Annotated in this window: 9 protein-coding genes; 4 read left to right on the top strand and 5 right to left on the bottom strand. The window is 57.0% G+C overall.

The window, feature by feature from the left end:
• The first annotated feature begins 8 nt into the window (after window positions 1–8).
• The gene (gene recC / locus ACT3RQ_RS14810) at window positions 9–3635 is read left to right on the top strand and encodes an exodeoxyribonuclease V subunit gamma (protein ID WP_444680788.1); all 3627 of its coding nucleotides are present in this window, start codon (window positions 9–11) and stop codon (window positions 3633–3635) included.
• A gap of 30 nt (window positions 3636–3665) precedes the next feature.
• On the opposite strand, the gene pncB is transcribed toward recC, so the two are convergent.
• From pncB to ACT3RQ_RS14785, 5 genes are all read right to left on the bottom strand, one after another.
• Complete coding sequence (gene pncB / locus ACT3RQ_RS14805; protein ID WP_444680787.1) at window positions 3666–4844, bottom strand: nicotinate phosphoribosyltransferase; 1179 nt, start codon at window positions 4842–4844, stop codon at window positions 3666–3668.
• A gap of 134 nt (window positions 4845–4978) precedes the next feature.
• The gene (locus ACT3RQ_RS14800) at window positions 4979–6040 is read right to left on the bottom strand and encodes a phenylacetaldoxime dehydratase family protein (protein WP_444680786.1); all 1062 of its coding nucleotides are present in this window, start codon (window positions 6038–6040) and stop codon (window positions 4979–4981) included.
• A gap of 102 nt (window positions 6041–6142) precedes the next feature.
• Complete coding sequence (locus tag ACT3RQ_RS14795) at window positions 6143–7078, bottom strand: carbon-nitrogen hydrolase family protein (RefSeq protein ID WP_444680785.1); 936 nt, start codon at window positions 7076–7078, stop codon at window positions 6143–6145.
• Window positions 7065–8570 (bottom strand): sodium:solute symporter family protein, encoded by a 1506-nt coding sequence (locus ACT3RQ_RS14790; protein ID WP_444680784.1) that lies wholly within the window; start codon window positions 8568–8570, stop codon window positions 7065–7067. Before ACT3RQ_RS14790 ends, ACT3RQ_RS14795 begins: the two co-directional genes overlap by 14 nt.
• Window positions 8563–8811, bottom strand: coding sequence for a hypothetical protein (locus tag ACT3RQ_RS14785; RefSeq protein ID WP_444680783.1), 249 nt, complete (start codon window positions 8809–8811; stop codon window positions 8563–8565). The genes ACT3RQ_RS14790 and ACT3RQ_RS14785 overlap by 8 nt, the downstream gene beginning before the upstream one ends.
• Window positions 8812–9138: 327 nt before the next feature.
• Here ACT3RQ_RS14785 and ACT3RQ_RS14780 point away from each other — a divergent pair, with 327 nt between their 5' ends.
• From ACT3RQ_RS14780 to recD, 3 genes are all read left to right on the top strand, one after another.
• The gene (locus ACT3RQ_RS14780; RefSeq protein WP_444680782.1) at window positions 9139–10038 is read left to right on the top strand and encodes a LysR family transcriptional regulator; all 900 of its coding nucleotides are present in this window, start codon (window positions 9139–9141) and stop codon (window positions 10036–10038) included.
• A gap of 220 nt (window positions 10039–10258) precedes the next feature.
• The gene (recB, locus tag ACT3RQ_RS14775) at window positions 10259–14020 is read left to right on the top strand and encodes an exodeoxyribonuclease V subunit beta (RefSeq protein WP_444680781.1); all 3762 of its coding nucleotides are present in this window, start codon (window positions 10259–10261) and stop codon (window positions 14018–14020) included.
• On the top strand, window positions 14017–16332 hold the full coding sequence (recD, locus tag ACT3RQ_RS14770) for an exodeoxyribonuclease V subunit alpha (RefSeq protein WP_444680780.1): 2316 nt from the start codon (window positions 14017–14019) through the stop codon (window positions 16330–16332). Before recB ends, recD begins: the two co-directional genes overlap by 4 nt.
• Window positions 16333–16565: the final 233 nt, after the last annotated feature.

Genomic DNA, 16565 nt, shown 5'->3' with positions numbered 1-16565 from the left:
ATCGCCGCATGTCGTCACCCTCATTGCTTGCCAATACATCGCCTCTTACGCCGGGTTTTATGGTGGTGCATGCCAACCGCCTGGAAGACCTGCGCGGGCTAGCGGTTGAGTGGATGCGCCTTCATCCGTTAGGGCCGCTTGAGAACGAGACGATTCTGGTGCAGAGCAATGGCATTGGGCAGTGGTTGAAGCTGGCACTGGCGGAAGACCCGGCACAGGGCGGCGCGGGCATTGCGGCGGCGCTGAACGTTACCCTGCCTGCGCGCTTTTTATGGCAGGCCTACCGCACGGTGTTAACGCATATCACCGGTGATGCCCAGGCGGTGCCTGAAACTTCGCCATTTGATAAATCGCGCCTGGTTTGGCGCTTGCTGCGTTTACTGCCCAGCCTCGCGGAGAAGCCCGCCTTTGCCCCATTGGCGCGCTTTTTGGAAACCGACCGCGACCAGCGCAAGCACTATCAACTGGCCGAGCGCTTGGCGGATTTGTTCGACCAATACCAGGTGTACCGCGCCGACTGGCTTGATGCCTGGGCACGGGGCGAGGACGTACTCATTACCGCACGCGGCGAAGCGCGCCCGCTGGATGAACACCAGCGCTGGCAGCCGGAGCTGTGGCGCGCCCTGCGTGATGATGTTGCCGCCTCCCAGGGCGAGGCCGGGCTTAATAGTAGCCGTGCCCAAGTGCATAGCCGCTTTTTAGAGGTTGCCGAACAGCTGGAAGGCCAGGCGTGCCCGCCGGGGTTGCCGCGTCGGCTGATTATTTTTGGGATTTCCTCGCTGCCCCAGCAAACGCTGGAAGCCCTGGCAGCACTTTCGCGCTGCTGCCAAATTGTGCTGTGCGTGCATAACCCCTGCCAGTATTACTGGGCGGACATCATCGAACACAAGGATTTATTGCGCGCCAACCGCTACCGCCAACAGCGTAAAACGGGCATGCCCGAAGCGCTGGACGTACTCGGCGACGGCGATGTAGATAGCGCGCTGCATCTGCATGCCCAACCGCTGTTGGCAGCCTGGGGCAAGCAGGGGCGTGACTATCTGCGCCTGCTGGATGAGCATGACGATGCGGGCAACTACCAAACCCTGTTTGAGCAACAGGCGCTGCGTATTGATATGTTCGAGCCGTTCAGCACGCCCGAACACGCCTGCCTGCTCAGCCAGCTTCAGGATGATATTCGCGAGCTGCGCCCAGTGGCCGAAACCCAAACGACCTGGCCTGCGGTTGATGCAACCCACGACGACTCCATTGTGTTTCATATCGCCCACGGCCCCCAGCGCGAAGTGGAGATTCTTCACGACCAGCTGCTGGCTGCGTTCAGCGCCGACCCCGAGCTGCGCCCGCGAGATATCATCGTTATGGTGCCGGACATTGACCGCTACGCGCCGCATATTGAAGCGGTGTTTGGTCAGTACCGCTCAAGCTACCGCACGCTTGGCCGCGACGACCCGCGCTATATTCCCTACACCCTTTCAGACCAGGCCAGCCGCCACCGCCTGCCGCTGATGATTGCGCTGGAAAAGCTCTTGCGCCTGCCCGAGCTGCGCCTCTCAGTGAGCGACCTGCTCGACCTGTTAGACGTGCCCGCCCTGCGCGCTCGCTTTGGCATTGAAGAGCGCGATTTGCCCACACTAAACCGCTGGATTGAGGGTGCGGGCATCCGCTGGGGCTTAAACGCCCAGCAGCGCACCCGGCTTGATTTGCCCCAGGGCTTAAGCCAGAACACCTGGGCGTTTGGCCTGCGCCGTTTACTGTTGGGCTACACCGTGGGCGTGGCGGATGCGTGGCAGGGTATCGAGCCGTTTGATGACATCGGCGGGCTTGAAGCCTCGCTTGCCGGGCCGCTGGCAACACTGCTTGAGAAGCTGGAAACCACGTGGGAGATTTTTTGCCAGCCGACCACCGCCGCCAACTGGGTCATTCGGTTGCGTGAACTGCTGGAAACCTACTTCCTTACCGATGACGCAGCAGAGAGCGTGATGCTGACCAAGCTGGAAGGCGCGCTTCAGCAACTGTTCGACAGCACCGAAGAGGCCAAATTGAATGACGATTTGCCGCTTTCCATGGTGCGTGAGCACTGGCTCTCGCAAATTGATGAGCACAGCCTTTCTCAGCGCTTTTTAGCCGGGGCGGTCAACTTCGCCACGTTAATGCCGATGCGCGCCATTCCCTTCAAGCGGGTGTGTTTGCTGGGCATGAACGACGGCGAATACCCACGCTCCCAGCCGCCGCTGGATTTTGACCTGATGGGCAGCGACTACCGCCCCGGCGACCGCTCGCGCCGGGAGGATGACCGCTACCTGTTTCTGGAGGCGCTGCTGTCGGCGCGCCAGCAGCTCTATATCAGTTGGGTGGGCCGCAGCCAGATCGACAACAACCCCATGCCGCCTTCCGTACTGGTCGGCCAACTGCGCGATCACCTGACGGCAGGCTGGGTAAGCCAACGCCAGGCTGACGAGCCACTGATTGAAGCGCTGACCACCGAGCATCCACTGCAACCGTTTAGCCATCGCTATTTTACCCAGCCCGGTAGTTCAGCCTCCCAGGCCCGGCTCTTTACCTATGTACATGAATGGCGCGATGCCCACGAACAGCACGCGCTGCTCGCCTCACAGGAAAACCTAAATAAACAGCAAAGCGCCCTGCTCGAATTTAACCAGGACGTTCCACTAACGCTTGCCCAGCTAGGCAGTTTCCTGCGCGAACCGGCCAAGGCGTTCTTCAACACCCGCTTGGGCGTGTATTTTGAGCAGGAGGTGCTGATCCAGCTGGACGTGGAACCATTTGTGCTTAACGGCCTACAGCACTGGCAACTGCAGGACCAACTGATTGCCGCCCAGCGCCACGCGGTAGACAACGGCGAGCCGCGTGAAGACGCCATGTTTGCCGCGCTTGAGCGCATCAAGGGCCAAGGCGTGCTAGCGGTAGGCGCTTTTGGCGAGCGCATGAGCGAATCGCTGGCCGAGCCCATGCAAGCGCTGTTTGATGCCTATCGGGAAGCGCTCGAAGAGTGGCCCATTGCAGTAGAAGCCCCTCAAGCGGTCGCATTTAACGCCCTCGAACTTTCGGTCAACGACTGGATTAACGAACTGCGCACGGATGAGAGCGGCAAGCGCTGCCGCCTGCTGCTGGTGAGCAACAGCTTGATTAGCAATGCGCGTGGCCGTGGGCAGTACCGCTGGCAGCATCTACTCCGCCCTTGGGTGGCCCACCTGGCTGCCAATGCGGTGTCGCCGATGACCACACAACTGCTCTCCAAGGCGGGGCATGCACGCTTTGAACCGCTAGCAGCGGATACCGCCCAAGGCCATCTAGCGACTATTGTGCAGTGTTGGAAAGCGGGAATGACCCTGCCGCTGCCCCTTGCCCCGCAAGCAGCGTTTGCCTGGCTGAGTAAAGAGGGAACGGTGGACAGCACCGCCGACAGCGACGCCTTTAGCGCAGCGGCAAGCACCTATGAAGGCGGGCGCTTTCAAACCGGCGAAGTCGCGCAAAGCGCCTACCTCGCCCGCCAATGGCCCAGCTTTGAAGCGCTGTTTAACGAGGGTCATCAGGAAGGGGCTACCCCCGCCCTCCGCTTCGCCGCCCTGGCAGACGCTCTTTATCTGCCGCTCTACCGTGCGGTGAAAGAGTAGCGCTGCTCGGTAAAAGAAGACGCGCTTCGCTTAATGCGGGTGGTTAACCAGGAGTATTCGATTGGCCAGCGAGATCATTTCGGGGTCACCGGTGTTCTTTTCGGCCACATCGGAAAGCTTGATGACCGGCAGCCAGCCCTGGCCTTCAGGGCGCGCCTCGACCATCTTGATCACCATGTTCATGGGTTCCTCGCCCACATCGTTGGTGAAGTTGGTGCCAATACCAAACGCCATGCCGATACGGTCTTTGCAGAACGCATGAATGCGCTCGATTTTTTCCGGCGTGAGCGCATCGGAAAAGATAATCGTCTTGCTCAGCGGGTCAATGCCCAGGCGCCCATAGTGCGCGATGGTTTGTGAGGCAAAGTCGATTGGGTCGCCGCTATCGTGGCGCACGCCATCAAACAGCTTGGCAAACTTCTTATCGAAGCTGTCGAAAAAGGCCTGGGAAGTAAACGTATCGGTTAACGCAATGCCCAGGTCGCCCCGGTACACGTCCACCCAATGCTCCAGGGCCAGGCTGTTGGCCATTTTAAAACCAAACCGGGCACCGTGGAACATAAACCACTCGTGGGCGTGCGTACCAATCGGCTTCACGTCATGGCGCATCGCCAACAGCACATTACTGGTACCGGTAAACGACTCGCCGCCGTGATGGCGAAGCGCGCCCACCACACGGTCGTGAACATTAAAAGAGAAACGCCGACGCGTACCAAACTCAGCGATTTTGAGCCCCATGCGGTGGTAAAGCTCGATTTTTTCCTGGGCGTTCTGCTCGATCATCGCATCCGCTTCAGGGGTAATCGTAATACCACGCAACCGATACCAAAGCTCGCTGATCAGCGCCATCAACGGCACTTCCCAAAGAATGGTGCGATACCACGGGCCTTCAATCACCACCGAAAGGTCCGCCCCCTGCTGCTCGATAATGACCTCGCTGGGGTCATAACGAAACCCGGCCAGAAAATCGAGATAAGTGGGGTCCAGATAAGGGCAGGTTGTTTCGAGATAGCGCTTCTCTTCGTCGTTTAAGCGAAGCGCCGCCATATTATCGACTTCATGGCGTAATGCAGCGCCGAACCCTTCTGGAAAGGCATGCGCGCCACGGTTAATAAAAGCGTAGCGCGCATGGGCATACGGGAAGCGTTTAATCACGGCGTTCTGCATCGTGATTTTGTAAAAGTCGTTATCCAGAAGCGAGGTCAGCATGGATTCTCATCGTCAGCGTAAACAGATCACCAAAAGTGGCTGGTCGACAAGATTAGCAGGTGAAGCGGCTACCATACAGCGCCCATAGTTCTGGGTATGCGTGAAATTAATCTTATCAGGCAACATTAAGACACTCAGGTACAGCGCTCATAAAGCGTGCAAAATGGCAATACGCCAGTTTCAGGGTGGCAATTAATATACTCAAATGGCACGCCTTCGGTTAGCAGGAAGACTTCATGCCAGGTTACCACCTCGCGTTTTTTTCCATATTGCCTGTTTTTAGCAATGGCATGGTCATAAATGCTTTTATGGGTCGGATGAGAGCTGGCCCAGTTCTCCATCTCCTCCAGAGAGGCAAAGTACGCATGTACCGACGTTTCGTAGCGCTCGTCACCGTTATCATCAAGGTTTGACATGACTCTCAAGCAGAGCGTGCCCGTTCCCTCCTTATTGTCAAGCAAGTACTGCATCCCCTCCATCAACTTGGGCTTCAGAGACTCTTCGTAATCGGTAAACTGCTCCTGCTGAGCCTCCTCCCAGTATTGGCCAGAGCGGATTGATGTCAGGTTATGAGGGACCTGTGCAAATAAACGACGTCCGAGGGTTGAGATACTGCCCGGAGCAGGCATCTTAACCTTAAAAGTGCTCGCCAGCGGATCCACCGCAGAGACCGGGAAGCGGTCACGGGCAGCGCCAAAATAACCATTGGTGGTCATGGGAACCACCTTCGTGTCAGGGCAACGACCAAAGCCTATCCGATAGTTACCCTCTGAGTAGATCGTTTCATGACGGTCATAGTGGACATGAATGGTCTCCCGCCAGTATCCGAACGCATCGTTAGTGCGCTGTGGCTTTGCGAGCCACTGAATAAACTCAGCATCCCGCAACCACTCCATATAAACCGAAGGGTCAGTCCAGTAAGCGACCAGCACAGCGTTGGTGTAGCCCGACTCATCAGTAAAACGTAGCGTTTCATGGGCCTCCGGCGCGGAGTCGATAGCAAAGGAGCCCCTAATGCGGCTAAAAAATGCCGCCTGGTCATCCCAGGCAAGCTCACGAGCCTGAATGCCAAAATAGATACAGCAGAGCCGATTGACAGGTCGTGTCCAGCGCAAGGTGTAGCGTGGAGCCGTCGGTTCATGACCAGCAGGCCGCCGCTCGGGCACTACTCGGGGATAGTCGATATGAAAAGTCATACCAATACTCCATCTCAACGATGGCTGTTTCAGTAGTGTATGAATCAGTAATGCATAAAACAGCCATCTAATAAGCTGATTTCACAGCAAGTTTAAATGCGCTCAGTCACTTCTGACCGGCGACTTCGCTTCTGTGTCCACATGCAGGCTGAATACATCCGGGCGTGCGTAGTGACCGACCGCATCGAAATCTAGCTTGCTTCGTACGATGACGTCTTGAGAGGCCTCGGCATAGAGGATTCCCTCCTCGTTAAACAGGGGACCGGCGAGGACTTCACCCATGGGGCTTACGATCATACTGGCGCCTCGCATCAGTACCGTTTCCGGCTTATTAGCGGGTGCCAACAGGCAGTCATAATCATCGGGAAAATCGCCGCGGGTCAGATACTGGCAGGCGCTTAACACATAGCAGCGCCCTTCAAGGGCGATATGTTGCATGCTGGCCAACCACGTATCGCGGTCATCGGCAGTCGGTGCGCAGTAAATATCGACCCCTTTGCTGTACATGGCCGAGCGCATCATGGGCATATAGTTTTCCCAACAAATCACCGCGCCCACCGTGCCAACGTCTGTCTCGAACACAGGCAGTGTCGAACCATCGCCGAACCCCCAGATCACGCGCTCACCACCGGTAGGCATCAGTTTGCGATGTTTACCCACCAGCCCCTGCTCAGGATCGATGTAAAGCACCGTGCAATAGAGAGTATAGGCCGTACGCTCAATCACCCCCATGACCACAAAGATATTATGCGTCTGAGCTGCATCGGTAATGAGGGCCAGCTCCGGCCCATCAAGGTCAATGGCACTTCGGTAGTAGCGCAGAAACTCATCACGCCCCTCTTCGGTCCGTTTGCCTACCGGACTACCGAAGCTGGCACCCTTAGGGTAGCCCCCCAAAAAGGCTTCTGGAAAGACCACTATTGATGCCTTTTCGGAGGCGGCTTCACTGATTAACCTAACCCCTTTTTCAGCGGTCAACATAGGGTCAAAGGGGTGAGAACCGGCCTGAATAACAGCGACTTTATTAGCTGGTTGCATGAGCAGTTACCTTTTGTGAAGCTTGCTTGCCATAGAGCTGAGCAAACAGCGCATGATAGTCATTGTCGCCATTTACTGGTGCAGCCTGGGTAAAACGACTTACAAGAACGACCAACAGGCCATTGACGATAATCGCGCTGATGCCAGGGCCAAAGAACAATGTGAAATCGGTCGCAGCGCTCACGAACAGTGTGATGACACCCACTACCAGCCCGGTTAAAGCACCAGCAGGGGTAATCCGGCGGAAATAGAGCATGCCCAGAGCGGTAGGTACGAGCTGCAAGCCTAGGCTGAAACCCAGCGAGGCAACGGGCACCAGATAACCGGCCCCAGAAGGGCTAAGGGCAAGTACCAGCACAATACTAGTGATCAGCCCAATGACCACTTTATTGATCAGGCGCAAGCGCTTTTCACTCATCTCTTTATCGAAGAACCGACGCCATACATCCTCAGCCACAAGGCTTGCAGAAGAGAGCAACTGGCTGTTGATGGTAGAGATGGCAGCGGCAAGGATGCCGGCGACAACAAAGGAGCCGAGGATAGGTGCGTATTCTGCAAAGGTCAGGGGTAGGATCGCATCGCTATTATCCGCCGCCCCAGGCACCAACCCTGGAATGTTAGCGGAAATCCCAATCACCAGCGGGATGCAGGCCATCATCCACGAGTTCCAGAAAGGGGTGAACATAGCCACTTTGCCCAACACTTTGGCGGAGTGTGCCGAGTAGAACTTCTGCCACATATGGGGTAGTGCCCAAGCCCCAAAGCTCAGCCCGACCCATAACTCCAGCATGGCGATCGGATTGCCCTTGTTAGTCAATAGCTGTGGCTCTACTTCAGCCACATTCTGCAAAAACGACCAACCACCCGCTTTACCGACAATAAATACCGCCGTAAATACCAGCACTGTGGCAAAGAACGTCCCCATAAAGGCGTCCGCCCAGGCGGTGCCTCTAAAGCCTGCCCAGAGCACAATAAAGCCCACTACTACCGAGGTCACAATGACCCCAACAGCATAGGGAATAGCACCACCGGTCAGGCTTTCAAGTGCGCGGGCACTGCCTGTTACCTGAATCAGCATTACCGGCACTAACGCGATAATACCGACAATTGAAAATAGCAAACGAAGCGTGGGGCTTGAGTAGTAGTGCTCCACCATTTGCCCAGGAGTAATGAAATTAAAGCGTTTACCGATATACCAAATGCGCGTGCCGAACAGCCAAATAAACACACTGCCCTGAATAATCGCCCAGGTAGTAAAGCCCGCGAACCAAATCCCTTCCCGGTAATAAACACCGAAAGAACCTAGCAGCGTCCAAGTAGAGAAGTAAGTCGCCCCCATGGACATCAGCAGCAAAGCGGTGTTCATGGAACGACCACCCACAACATAATCGTCAATCGTGGACGTATTATGCTGCCGAGCACGCAACGATATCGCGACAAAGATAGCGATAAACGCGATCAGTATAATAATAGTGGCAGCGGTGCTATTCATTCCCTTCCCCCTCGCGTTCAAGTTCATCGACACGTTCAGAGAGTGGCTTGAAGTAGATCGGATAAAGTGCGATGGCACAAAGTGTTAGCACCACATTACAGGTTAAGACCCAAGCCAGAGGAAGAGATAACGGGCCTATCCAAACCAGTTGATTAAGAATATTAAAGTAGGGAAGCCAGCTTCCAATAAGTGCCAATATAAGCACTAACCAAAAAAACTTTCGTTTCAGTCCAGTCGACATTGAAGTCACCTTTAAGCGTAGAGCCAAAGCCAACATCTCTTTTTAGCTTTATATGTTAGTTTGATCGCAAGCGTGTTGAGCAAGCGTCTCGACGACCCTTAAGCTATGTTCCTAGGAACGTTCTGAAGTACGTTCTTACATACGTCTTCACATAGCTTACTGAGCTCACGATTGCCGCTATCAAGAGATACCTAAATACTGCCTTACAACGAGGTAGAGAATAGGAAGCGCAGGGGTGTGAGAAAAACGCTATTGTTAGCATGACACGTTGCCGAAATGTGCACACCATAATAAGCAAGTGATTTAATTACAAAAAATGGACGATCTATGCAGATATCAATGTTTAAGTACTTTCTGGCTGTCGCGGAAATGGGCTCAATACGCCAAGCGTCCCTCACTCTTCACGTGAGCGCCTCTGCCATTAGTCGCCAAATCCAAAACCTAGAACACAGCTTTCAGACCGCCCTGTTTGATCGCTGCGCGGACGGGATGTTACTTACGGAAGAAGGCAAGATTCTGGCGCTCCACATGCAACGCACCATGCGCGAAATGGAGCTCGCCAGAGCCAAAATAGCCGATCTCCATGGTTTAACGGCGGGAACGGTAAGATATGCCACTATTGAAGGAGTTGCTAGAGCTTGGCTCTTCCCCGCCATTGCGGACTTTCAAAGTAACTACCCACTCATCAAGTTTAAGGGGTTTATTTCGGGCACTGAAGCAGTCTACCAAGCGCTTGAAAACGATCAGGTCGACTTCGGGATCACTATGCAAGACGACTTTTATCCTGATATTGGCGTCGTTGAAAAATTCACCACCCCGTTCAAGGCGGCCATGTCTCATCAACACCCTCTGGCGCAACGGAAAACGCTTCACCTAGCAGACCTCATGCCATATGAACTGACCATGCTTGACTCAACCTTTCATACCCGCCGGGCGTTGGACTTATCTTTATCTCGGCTGGGGCTAAATGTCAGTATTGGTTTCGAGCTGAACCATATAGAGCTGATCAAGGTGCATGTTTTACAGACGGGCAATATCACCATCTTGCCAGACTATGCTGTCAGCCATGAAAAACAGCATAAGCAAATGGCAATTGTTGACATAGCCGAAAATGAAATTCCCTTTGCCACTACTATTCTTTGTGTTCGGCGGGGGCGTATATTAACTAAAGCCGCCCAGGAAATAATAAATAGCTTAAGGACGCGCCCCATTACTCTGCCTTTATAGAGATAAACAAACATAGGCACGCTAGCCACAACAACTTAATCACTCTATTCAAATACGCTGGTTTAAGCCTTTATTCCAATCAAAAATCAGCCCTTGTAGCCACTTTTGGAATAATCCGACTTCTACCCAGCCACCTTCTCGTGTTCAAATAACAGCTAGACAAGTTTTGCCCTTCAGCGCCATATAGTGCTGACCAGTGGATACAGCTCAGGGTACCGCCATGCCTTCTATCACATCTCTTGCCCCATTGAGCTTGCCCTTGCACGGCAGCCGCCTGATCGAAGCCAGCGCCGGTACCGGCAAAACCTTCACCATCGCGCTTTTATACGTGCGCTTGGTATTGGGTGGGCGCAGCAAAGAGGATGACAACGCCTTTATCCGCCCGCTCACGCCGCCGGAAATCCTCGTAGTCACGTTTACCAATGCCGCGACCCAGGAACTGCGCGAGCGGATTCGTAACCGGTTGGTGGAAGCCGCTGAGATTTTCCGCAGTGATGAAAACGCAGGCGACAAACTGCTGCTTGAGCTGCGCAGTGAGTACCCACCCTCGGCCTGGCCCGCCTGCGCACGGCGCTTGGCACTGGCTGCCGAGTGGATGGACGAAGCCGCCGTTTCCACTATTCACAGCTGGTGCTACCGCATGCTACGCGAGCACGCTTTCGATAGCGGCAGCCTGTTCTCGCTGAACCTGGAGAACGACCAGCGCGAGCTGGAACAAGACGTCGTGCGCGACTACTGGCGCAGCTTTTACTACGCCCTTGAGAGCGACGCGCTGGAAAGCATTGTTAGCTACTGGCAATCCCCCGACGACCTGCACGCCAGCTTGCAACGCCTACTGCCCGAGTGCGACGCGCTGGGCGAACAACGCCCCGAACCTCTGCAAACGCTAATGAACTGCCAGGCCGCCCGAGCCACCAAACTCAGCGCGTTAAAAGCCCCTTGGGCTGCATGGCTGAACGATGTGGTGCCCGCGCTGGAAGAAGCCGCCCAGCAAAAAGCCTTTAAGGGCCAAAGCTTTAACGCCAAAAGCCGCGCCAACTGGCTGGGCGCGCTGCGTGACTGGTGCACCAGCGATGCCGACCGCCCCCAGCTTACCGATGCCGCCTGGCGGCGCATGACGCCTGAGGGCATGGCCGATATCTGGAAAGTGGGCACACCGCCCTGCCCAGCAGTGTGGGAAGCGCTCGCCCAACTGCCCGGCGAGCTTAATGCTCTGCCCGAACCGCGCAACGACCTGCTGATTCACGCCGTGCAGTGGTGCCGCAAGCGCCTAGAACGCGAGCAGGAGCGCCGCGCTGAAATGGGCCCCAACGACCTGCTCACGCACCTGGACCGCGCCCTGCAAGGCCCCAATAAAGAAGCGCTGGCCGCCCAAATCCAGCGCCAGTTCCCGGTCGCACTGATTGACGAATTTCAGGACACCGACCCAATCCAGTACCGCATTTTTAACGCGGTGTATAACGTTGCATCACCGCGCCGCGACAGTGCCGTGATGCTGATTGGCGACCCCAAGCAGGCCATTTACGCCTTCCGTGGCGCGGATATTTTCACCTACCTGAAAGCCCGCCACGACACCGATGGCCGTCACGTTACGCTGGGCACTAACTTTCGCTCAAGTGCTGCGATGGTCAACGCGGTTAACCACTGCTTTAACTACGCCGACAAGCACGAAGCGGGCGCGTTTTTATTTCGTGAACAAGGCGGCGAGAACCCCTTGCCGTTTTTACCGGTCGACGCCAAAGGCCGCGCCGACCAATTGGTGTTGAACGGCGCGCCGCTGCCCGCCATGACGCTGTGGCAAATGGCGGCTGACGAGCCGCTTTCCAAAACCGCCTATCAGCTTGAAATGGCCGAAGGCTGCGCTTCCCACATGACCGCCCTGCTGGAAGCGGGTCGCAAGCGGCAAGCGGGTTTTAAAGCCGAGGGCGAACTCACGCCACTCAAACCCTCTGACATGGCGGTGCTGGTGAACGGCCTGCAGGAAGCCCGCGCTATTCGCCTGGCGCTTGCCAGCCGTGGGGTTAAAAGCGTTTATCTTTCGGATCACGACAAGGTCTTGAGCTCATCTATCGCCCAGCAGGTGGAAACCTGCCTGCGCGCCTGTGCGGAATCCCAGGCCAACTCCCGCCAGGCGGAAGCCAAGCTGCGCGCAGCGCTTGCCACGCCGCTGCTTGGGGTAAGCCTTAGCGAGCTTGATCACCTTAACGAGAGCGAGCTTGCCTGGGAGGCCCGGGTAGAGCAGTTCAGCCGTTACCACCGCTTGTGGCAGCGCCAGGGCGTGCTGCCGCTGGTGCGCAAGCTAATGGTGGACTTCGACATTCCTGCCCGGCTGCTTGCGTTGACCGACGGTGAGCGCTTGCTAACCGACTTGCTTCACCTGGGCGAACTGCTTCAGCAGGCAAGCCAGGAACTGGATGGCGAGCACGCGCTAATTCGCTTTCTGGCGGAAGCGATTGCCGACCCGGAAAGCCACGGCGACAGCCACAAGCTGCGTCTGGAAAGCGATGCGGACCTGGTCAAGGTCGTGACCATCCATAAATCCAAGGGGCTTGAGTACCCGCTGGTCTTTCTGCCGTTTATTGCCAACCACCGCTCCACTAAAAAAGGCGATGTGCCGCTGCGCTGGCACGATGGCGAAGGCAATTTACAGCTAAGCCTAAGCGCCGATGCAGAAACACTCGCTACCGCCGACCGCGAACGTTTAGGCGAAGACTTACGCAAGCTTTACGTGGCACTTACCCGTGCCCGCCATGCCACTTGGCTGGGGCTTGCGCCGTTAAAGGATGGCGAAGGCAGCGCCCTGGGTTACCTGCTTAATGGCGGTGACTACATTGCGCCCAATACATTCGGCGAAGCGCTCGCCGCGCTGGTTCATAAAAGCGACATAGCCCTGGAGCCTGCGCCAGCCCCTACCGCACTGTGCTTTACGCCCGCCCAGCAGCAAGAAGCGCTGGGGCAAGCCCGCACGCCCACGCGCCCGGCCCGCGAGCAGTGGTGGATCGCCAGCTACTCGGCGCTGCGCACCACGGGCGGCATCTCAGGGCTGCTGTCAACCGCTGCCCCCACGCCGGAACCCACCACGCCCCAGGAAGCCACCACGTTTGAAGTGCTGGATGAGCCGCAAGATTTGCTGCAAGGTTCTCCATTGACCGGGCAGCCCATGGCGAGTGTAACCACTCACTACCCATTGCCCGCTGACAGCGACCAGCCGAGTGCAAACGCAAGCCACCTGCACCGTTTCCCTCGCGGCCCCGGCCCTGGCACCTTTCTACACGGCTTGTTGGAATGGGCAGGCCAGCTGGGCTTTGCCAAGGCGCTTGAAGACACCGCCGTCCGTGAGGACACTCTGCGCCGCCGCCTGCAACTGCGCGGTTGGCAAGCATGGTATGAACCGCTGGCAGGCTGGTTTGAGGATTTGCTCGGCACTCAACTGCCGCTTCCCGGCCAGCAAAGTGCCGTGGCGCTTCAACAGCTAAGCGGTTATCAGGTAGAGCTGGAGTTCTGGTTTGCTGCCCACCAAGTGGATACGCAGGCGCTGGATGCGCTGGTTAGCCAGCACTTACTTCCCGGCCTTGCGCGGCCCGCGCTGGATGCCGACACGCTCAACGGTATGCTCAAAGGCTTTATCGACTTGACGTTTGAGTTTGATGGGCGCTTTTATGTGCTGGACTGGAAATCCAACTACCTGGGCGCAGACGACAGCGCCTACACCGTTGATGCCTTGAGTGCCGCGCTGCTGGAAAAACGCTACGACCTACAGGCCGCGCTGTACCTGCTGGCGCTGCACCGGCTGTTAAAAGCCCGCCTGCCCAACTACGACCCGCACGTCCATTTGGGCGGCTCATTGACCGTATTTTTGCGTGGCAGCCGGACGCCTGCACGCGGCGTACACCCCGAACCCGCCCCGGTGGCGCTAATTGAAGCGCTGGATGCGTTATTTGCAGGCACGGCCAACGGCGCTGGCCTTAAGGAAACGGCATGAAAGATTCACAAACCCTGGACCTGTTCGGCGAAAACGAGCCTGCGCCTGCCACAACGCGTAACAGCACCCCAGCGCCTGGCCACCAACGGCACCCTGCGCTGAACGATACGGGCACTTTAATGGCGCTTTGCGAGCGCTGGGTCGCCAGAGGCTGGCTGCGCGACCTGGACCGCGCGCTGGTCAGCTTCTTCGCCCGCGAGGGAGGTCAGGTGCCGCCGCTGCTTCTGCTGGCCACCGCGCTTGCCAGCCATCAGTTGGGCCGAGGCCATGTGTGCCTGGACTTAAACGCCACGCTGAACGCACCGGATTTCGCTCTATCGCTCCCACCCGAAGGCGATGACCTAAGCGACCCGCCGCCGCTACCCAGCGAGGTATTAGCCACGCTAACGCTTGCCGAGTGGCAGGCCGCACTTGAGCACCCCACGCTGATCAGCAACGGCCACGGCAACACGCCGCTGGTGCGCTCCGACACCCCGCACACCACCCGGCTTTATCTACGCCGTTACTGGCAGTACGAACAAACCCTGCATCAGGAAATCGCCGCTCGCTTGGCGCTTGAAGAAGGCGCTAACACGGCAGTGGGGCATGAGCCGCTTTCGGTGATTGGTAGTGATGTGCTTGATTCAGGCCTGCTCCAACAAGCCCTGAACACCCTGTTCCCCGACAACGGCACCCTGGATTGGCAAAAGGTCGCCTGCGCGCTGGCGGCCCGCAGCCACTTTGCGATTATTACCGGCGGCCCCGGCACCGGTAAAACCACCACCGTGGTGCGCCTGCTCGCCCTGCTGCAAACCCTGCAACTGGCCCACTCGCCAACGCAAGCGCTGCGCATTCGCTTGGCCGCCCCCACCGGCAAAGCCGCCGCCCGCCTGAATGAATCCATTGCCGGGCAGGTAAGCCAGCTGCCTATCGAAGACCTTGCGGCGCTATGGGAGCAGAGTGAATTGTGGGAGCCGAATTCATTCGGCGATGATTCAGGCACAGAGCATCTACGAATCTCCATTCCCACCGAAGTCACCACCCTACACCGCCTGCTAGGCGCCAGGCCCGACACCCGCCACTTCCGCCACAACCCCAACAACCCGTTGGCGTTGGACGTATTGGTGATCGACGAAGCCTCCATGGTCGATATCGAAATGATGACTGCCGTGTTAAGCGCCCTGCCCGCCCACGCCAAGCTGGTGCTGCTGGGCGATAAAGACCAGCTCGCTTCTGTAGAAGCCGGTGCCGTACTCGGCGACTTATGCCGCCGTGCCGAGGCCGCCCACTACACGCCAGAAACCGCCGAATGGCTTGCCAATCTCACCAGCTACCCGCTGCCCGAAGCGCTAACCTGCCCCAACGGCCAGCCCCTCGACCAAGCGATTACCATGCTGCGAGTAAGCCACCGCTTTGACGCCGCCAGCGGCATTGGCCAGTTGGCTGAGGCGATTAACCAGCCGTTAAGCACCACGCTCAGCGAGCGCGACAAACAGAACGCCGTACACAGCGCCCTGCGCCACGGCTACGCCGACCTGCATCATTTAGTGCTGGGCGGGGAAAATGACAGCGCCCTGGAGCGCCTGGTGGTGAGCGGCTCCCCAGAGCGCTTCCCCAATGCCGGTAAAGGCCGCCTTGATAAGAAAACCAATAAAGAAATAGCGCCACCCACGGGATACCGGCACTACCTCACGGTTTTGGACCAACAGCGCCCCGAGGTAACGCTAGCGTTTGAGGAAAACAAAGGCATTTACGACACGTGGGCCAGCCAGGTGCTAAACGCCTACGGCCACTTCCAACTGCTCTGCGCGCTACGCAAAGGGCCGTGGGGCGTGGAAGGCTTGAATTTACGCATCGCCAAGGTACTGCACAGCCACACGCTATTAAGCGCAAGCGATATCGAACTAGAGAAAGGCTGGTATGAAGGCCGCCCAGTGCTGGTCACGCAAAACGACTACAGCCTGGGGCTAATGAACGGCGATATTGGCATTACGCTAGCAGTACCCGACCCGCGCGGCGTAGGAAGAACCTTATATAGAGTCGCCTTCCCGACCAGCGATACGAAAAATCCCATCCGCTGGGTGCTGCCTTCCCGCCTGCACGCGGTAGAAACCGTGTTCGCGATGACGGTACACAAATCCCAAGGCTCGGAGTTTTTGCACACGGCGCTGCTGCTACCGCAAACGCCTAACCCCATCCTCACCCGCGAGCTGGTCTACACCGGCATCACCCGCGCCCGCGAATGGCTTACCCTGGTGGAAGCCAAACGGGGGATTTTGAATGATGCGGTGGTTAGGGAGGTTATGAGGGTTAGTGGGATGGGGATGAATTAAATTTTACGTCACCAGTTCTAGCATTGTCAGTTATCGGCCGAGGCTGTGTGAAAACTTAAAAATTAGTTGCCGATGACAGTATCCAGTCGTCTTGGCACGAATATCGGCTATCAATACGTTTCAGAACGTCTTTATTTATTATTTTCCGCATCTCTAGCTGTTTGAGATGATCACTAAGAAACACCCGCTAAAGAGCATTGTCGCCTTTACAAACTTGCCAGAACCAGGTTTAA

The sequence above is a fragment of the Halomonas sp. AOP43-D1-4 genome (assembly GCF_052446175.1).
Taxonomy (GTDB): domain Bacteria; phylum Pseudomonadota; class Gammaproteobacteria; order Pseudomonadales; family Halomonadaceae; genus Vreelandella; species Vreelandella citrativorans.
The sequence above is the reverse complement of the archived record's forward strand: the minus strand, read 5'-3'. Positions and strand labels throughout refer to the sequence as shown.

Bases quoted from the DNA above. Each gene is read 5' to 3' on its own strand.
- recC (WP_444680788.1), top strand. From the start codon at position 9: ATGTCGTCACCCTCATTGCTTGCCAATACATCGCCTCTTACGCCGGGT.
- pncB (WP_444680787.1), bottom strand. From the start codon at position 4,844: ATGCTGACCTCGCTTCTGGATAACGACTTTTACAAAATCACGATGCAG.
- ACT3RQ_RS14800 (WP_444680786.1), bottom strand. From the start codon at position 6,040: ATGACTTTTCATATCGACTATCCCCGAGTAGTGCCCGAGCGGCGGCCT.
- ACT3RQ_RS14795 (WP_444680785.1), bottom strand. From the start codon at position 7,078: ATGCAACCAGCTAATAAAGTCGCTGTTATTCAGGCCGGTTCTCACCCC.
- ACT3RQ_RS14790 (WP_444680784.1), bottom strand. From the start codon at position 8,570: ATGAATAGCACCGCTGCCACTATTATTATACTGATCGCGTTTATCGCT.
- ACT3RQ_RS14785 (WP_444680783.1), bottom strand. From the start codon at position 8,811: ATGTCGACTGGACTGAAACGAAAGTTTTTTTGGTTAGTGCTTATATTG.
- ACT3RQ_RS14780 (WP_444680782.1), top strand. From the start codon at position 9,139: ATGCAGATATCAATGTTTAAGTACTTTCTGGCTGTCGCGGAAATGGGC.
- recB (WP_444680781.1), top strand. From the start codon at position 10,259: ATGCCTTCTATCACATCTCTTGCCCCATTGAGCTTGCCCTTGCACGGC.
- recD (WP_444680780.1), top strand. From the start codon at position 14,017: ATGAAAGATTCACAAACCCTGGACCTGTTCGGCGAAAACGAGCCTGCG.